Annotated in this window: 4 protein-coding genes; all 4 read left to right on the top strand. The window is 40.5% G+C overall.

Going from position 1 to position 3,996, the window contains the following annotated elements; translation table 11 throughout:
- The first annotated feature begins 367 nt into the window (after window positions 1–367).
- On the top strand, window positions 368–2,056 hold the full coding sequence (locus AC1DRF_RS18400) for a formate--tetrahydrofolate ligase (RefSeq protein WP_427076271.1): 1,689 nt from the start codon (window positions 368–370) through the stop codon (window positions 2,054–2,056).
- 278 nt (window positions 2,057–2,334) lie between these two features.
- Window positions 2,335–2,853, top strand: coding sequence for a hypothetical protein (locus AC1DRF_RS18395; RefSeq protein WP_427076270.1), 519 nt, complete (start codon window positions 2,335–2,337; stop codon window positions 2,851–2,853).
- A 61-nt stretch (window positions 2,854–2,914) separates the two neighbouring features.
- Window positions 2,915–3,391, top strand: coding sequence for a glutathione peroxidase (locus AC1DRF_RS18390; RefSeq protein WP_057243859.1), 477 nt, complete (start codon window positions 2,915–2,917; stop codon window positions 3,389–3,391).
- Between the two features lie 124 nt (window positions 3,392–3,515).
- Window positions 3,516–3,996: HD domain-containing protein (locus AC1DRF_RS18385; protein WP_477741346.1), on the top strand; the 481-nt coding region annotated here is incomplete at its 3' end.

Here is a 3,996-nt window from a genome sequence, read left to right as displayed (position 1 = left end):
GAATATTAATAGGCAATAAAATTCCTCCTATTCGATTTCGAAGTAATGACGCGTATAAATGTTCTTTCTCACGTGAAGATGAGGTTCAACATTTATGTACAATATACTATTATAGGAATATACAGAATATTAAGCAATTGAATTTTGAAAAAAAAGAGCATTAATATGCGTAATGGCTAAAATGAAATGGTACAATAAGGTTAAACTGGAGCGTTGCTATGCTTTTTTAGCTTGACTGAAACTCAGTAAAATTTATAGCACAGTCGTTCTTGTATTTATTAAACTTCATATCTCCCCCAGAAAATGGATTTTATCCTTTTTTGATGAAGTGTTTAAAAAGAATTCTCAGCAGAAAAGGGGTTTTTATATGACAACTAAGAAGCAAATAAAAAGTGATTTGCAAATTGCACAAGAGGCAACGATTAAACCGATTAAAGAGATTGCCGAGCACCTGGATATTTTAGAGGCCGAGCTAGAGCCGTACGGACATTATAAAGCCAAGCTTTCTTTGTCCGTTATGGAACGTTTACACACAAAACAAGATGGAAAAGTGATTTTAGTTACAGCTATTAATCCAACTCCAGCAGGAGAAGGGAAGTCGACAGTGACGGTTGGCTTAGCTCAGGCATTACATAGATTAGGTAAAAAAGCGATTGTCGCCATGCGTGAACCATCTCTTGGTCCGGTAATGGGAATTAAAGGAGGTGCCGCTGGCGGCGGTTATGCTCAATTGCTTCCAATGGAGGATATTAACTTACACTTTACTGGAGACCTGCATGCCATTACAACAGCTAACAACGCGTTGGCAGCTATTTTAGATAACCATATACATCAAGGAAATGAATTGCGTATTGATACACGTAAAATCACGTGGAAACGAGTGGTAGATTTAAACGACCGCGCGCTGCGTCAGGTCGTCATTGGATTAGGTGGTCCGATGCAGGGTGTTCCTCGAGAAGATGGATTTGATATTACGGTGGCATCAGAAATTATGGCTATTTTCTGCTTAGCGTCAGATTTACAAGACTTGAAGCGTCGCTTAGCATCTATTGTGGTAGCTTATAACATGGACAATGAGCCTGTAACGGTTGCAGACTTAGGTGCACAAGGAGCGCTTACTCTTCTTTTAAAAGATGCGATTAAACCAAACCTTGTACAGACGTTGGAACATACTCCAGCCCTCATTCACGGAGGTCCTTTTGCTAATATTGCCCACGGCTGCAATAGCGTCATTGCCACAAAAATGGCTGCAAAACTAGGCGACTATGTAGTAACAGAAGCGGGATTCGGGGCAGATTTAGGCGCAGAAAAATTCCTGAATATTAAAGCTCGCATGGCAGATATTAAACCAGAAACGGTGGTAATCGTTGCAACAATTCGCGCTTTGAAAATGCATGGGGGCGTTCCTAAAGAGGGTTTAAATGAAGAAAACATTGAGGCTTTAGAAGCGGGAATTGAAAATCTGGAAAAGCATATTGAAACGATTCAGGCATTCGGCGTTCCTTACGTTGTAGCCGTGAACCGTTTTGTGACGGACTCAAAAGGTGAAGTAGAAGCACTTATGAATTGGTGTGATTCAAAGAATGTTCCAGTTGCTTTAACAGAAGTATGGGAAAAAGGCGGAGAAGGCGGCATCATGCTTGCTGAAAAAATTCTTGAAGTCATGAACGAGACAGAAAGTCAGTTTTCTCCTCTTTACGATGTGTCGGCTTCGATTCCAGAAAAAGTAGAAGCTATTGCTAAAACCGTATACGGAGCACAAGGCGTAGATTTTGCTCCAAAAGCGTTAAAGCAAATACAGCAATTTGAAGCAAACGGTTGGGATCATCTGCCGATCTGTATGGCCAAAACGCAGTATTCGTTAAGTGATGATCAGACGAAGCTTGGGCGACCAACTGATTTTAAGATTACGGTAAGGGAATTCCGTCCTTCACTCGGAGCTGGGTTTCTCGTGGCGCTAACAGGTTCAATTATGACAATGCCTGGCCTTCCAAAAAAACCTGCTGCGCTCAATATGGATATTGACGAGAATGGACATGCACTAGGGATTTTTTAAGAGAAGAGGCTAGGGTAAAAGTATTTTATTTGAAGGGAAATCCGAACGATGAAGCAAGATTCTTGATGAAGAATCAAACTCGTTCGGATTTTTTCATAGTTATGGTAAAAAGAAGTTTCATGGGTGTAGTGGCTTCTAGATATAGATTGGGTGGACTTAGTTGGGTCTCAATCTCTTTCTTGCAAGATAAAACAAAATAACAGGTATGTTATGAATTAATTTGGCAAGAAAGAAGAAGAGCTGACTGTTCGTATTTTATAAAAAAGGAAGTAGTTGAAATGTTTGATCCAATTGTATTTGATAATTTAAAAGTTGTTGTAGAAGGAGAGATCTATGATCTTGACTTGTCTGGGCAAGTATCTGTTACGAATCGCGAAGATTTTGTAGACTTAGCTCAGTTTACTCGAACGTACCGCATTTCTTTTCAACAGCATTTTTGCTGTACCGCGTCGCTAACTTTATCAACCGACTTAGACAACATTCATGCCGAATTAACGCCTTCCCGTGTAGAAAAACCAGGGTGTACAGTTTATATTGATTTTCAGCTAAAAAAACAAAAATCGTTTGAAGAAGCYGAATTTCAAAATATACAGGAAATGTGTGAGCGGATCTGGGGAACAACAAGAGTTGTGAAGCAGCGTATCACTTATGAAGTCGGAGGCAGCGAATACGAAAACAATATTGAGGTAACCTTTAACCGATTTATTTACGAAGACCAAGTAGGAGATTTAATCGAGATGATTGATTACATGCTGCAAACGACTGATCAGTTAAAGGTTCTTTATGACAAATCATAAGAGCGTTTCAGTTGTACTTCCGAAATAAAGTGAATTACAATAGGGAAAAGGAGGCGTTTTGATGAGCGTGTATGAATACTCGGCAAAAACAATTAAAGACGAAGACGTATCGCTATCTAACTATCAAGGTGACGTGCTGTTGATTGTGAATACAGCTAGCAAGTGCGGCTTCACCCCTCAATATAAAGATTTGCAGGCGCTGTACGAAGAAGAAAAAGAAAACGGCCTAACGGTTCTAGGTTTTCCTTGCAATCAGTTCGGCGGTCAAGAGCCAGGAAGTTCAAATGATATTGAACAATTTTGTGAGTTAAACTATGGCGTTTCGTTTCCGATGTTTGCAAAAGTAGATGTAAAAGGGGAGCATGCACACCCGTTATTTACATACTTAACAGAACAAGCACCGGGTCTACTAGGTTCCAAAGGGATAAAGTGGAATTTCACAAAGTTTTTAGTGAATCGTCAAGGTGAAGTCGTGAAGCGATACGCACCTCAAGCTGCACCAAAAGATATTCAAAAAGATATAAAAGAATTGCTGTAAAAGCAGGTGGATCTCCATCTGTTTTTTATTTTTCAGCGAGGATTTTCAACCGGTGATCCGCTGTCAGTGAGACGAGCGCCTCACTTTGTGCTAAAATAATGGTGGATATAATTGAGGTGAGCAAATGAATAAAATAGTGGAAACGGAAAAGTGGGTTCAAGCAAAGCTTGCGCATGACACAACGGGTCATGACTGGCAGCATATCGATCGCGTGCGTCGAAATGCAGTGCTTTTATATAAAAAAGAAGGCGGCAATCGTGAAGTTATCGAACTAGCCGCGCTTTTACACGATGTTGTAGATGATAAGCTAGTGGAAGATGTTGAAAAGGCGTACGAAGAAGTGTGGGAGTGGCTGAAGAGTCAGCAGGTAGAAGAAGAGAACTGCAAGCATATCGTTCACATTTTACAAACGATGTCATTTAAAGGCGGAAACCGTCCGGCTATGGCTACGCTTGAAGGTCAAATTGTTCAAGATGCAGATCGTTTAGATGCGATCGGTGCAATTGGTATCGCACGTACGTTTATGTATGCAGGTGCTAAAGGCACGGCTTTGTATGATGAAAACATTGCTGTACGAAGTGAGATGACGGAAGAAGAATACAGAC

The organism is Priestia sp. P5_B4 (assembly GCF_056400385.1).
This window is presented reverse-complemented; position numbering and strand designations above follow the sequence as displayed.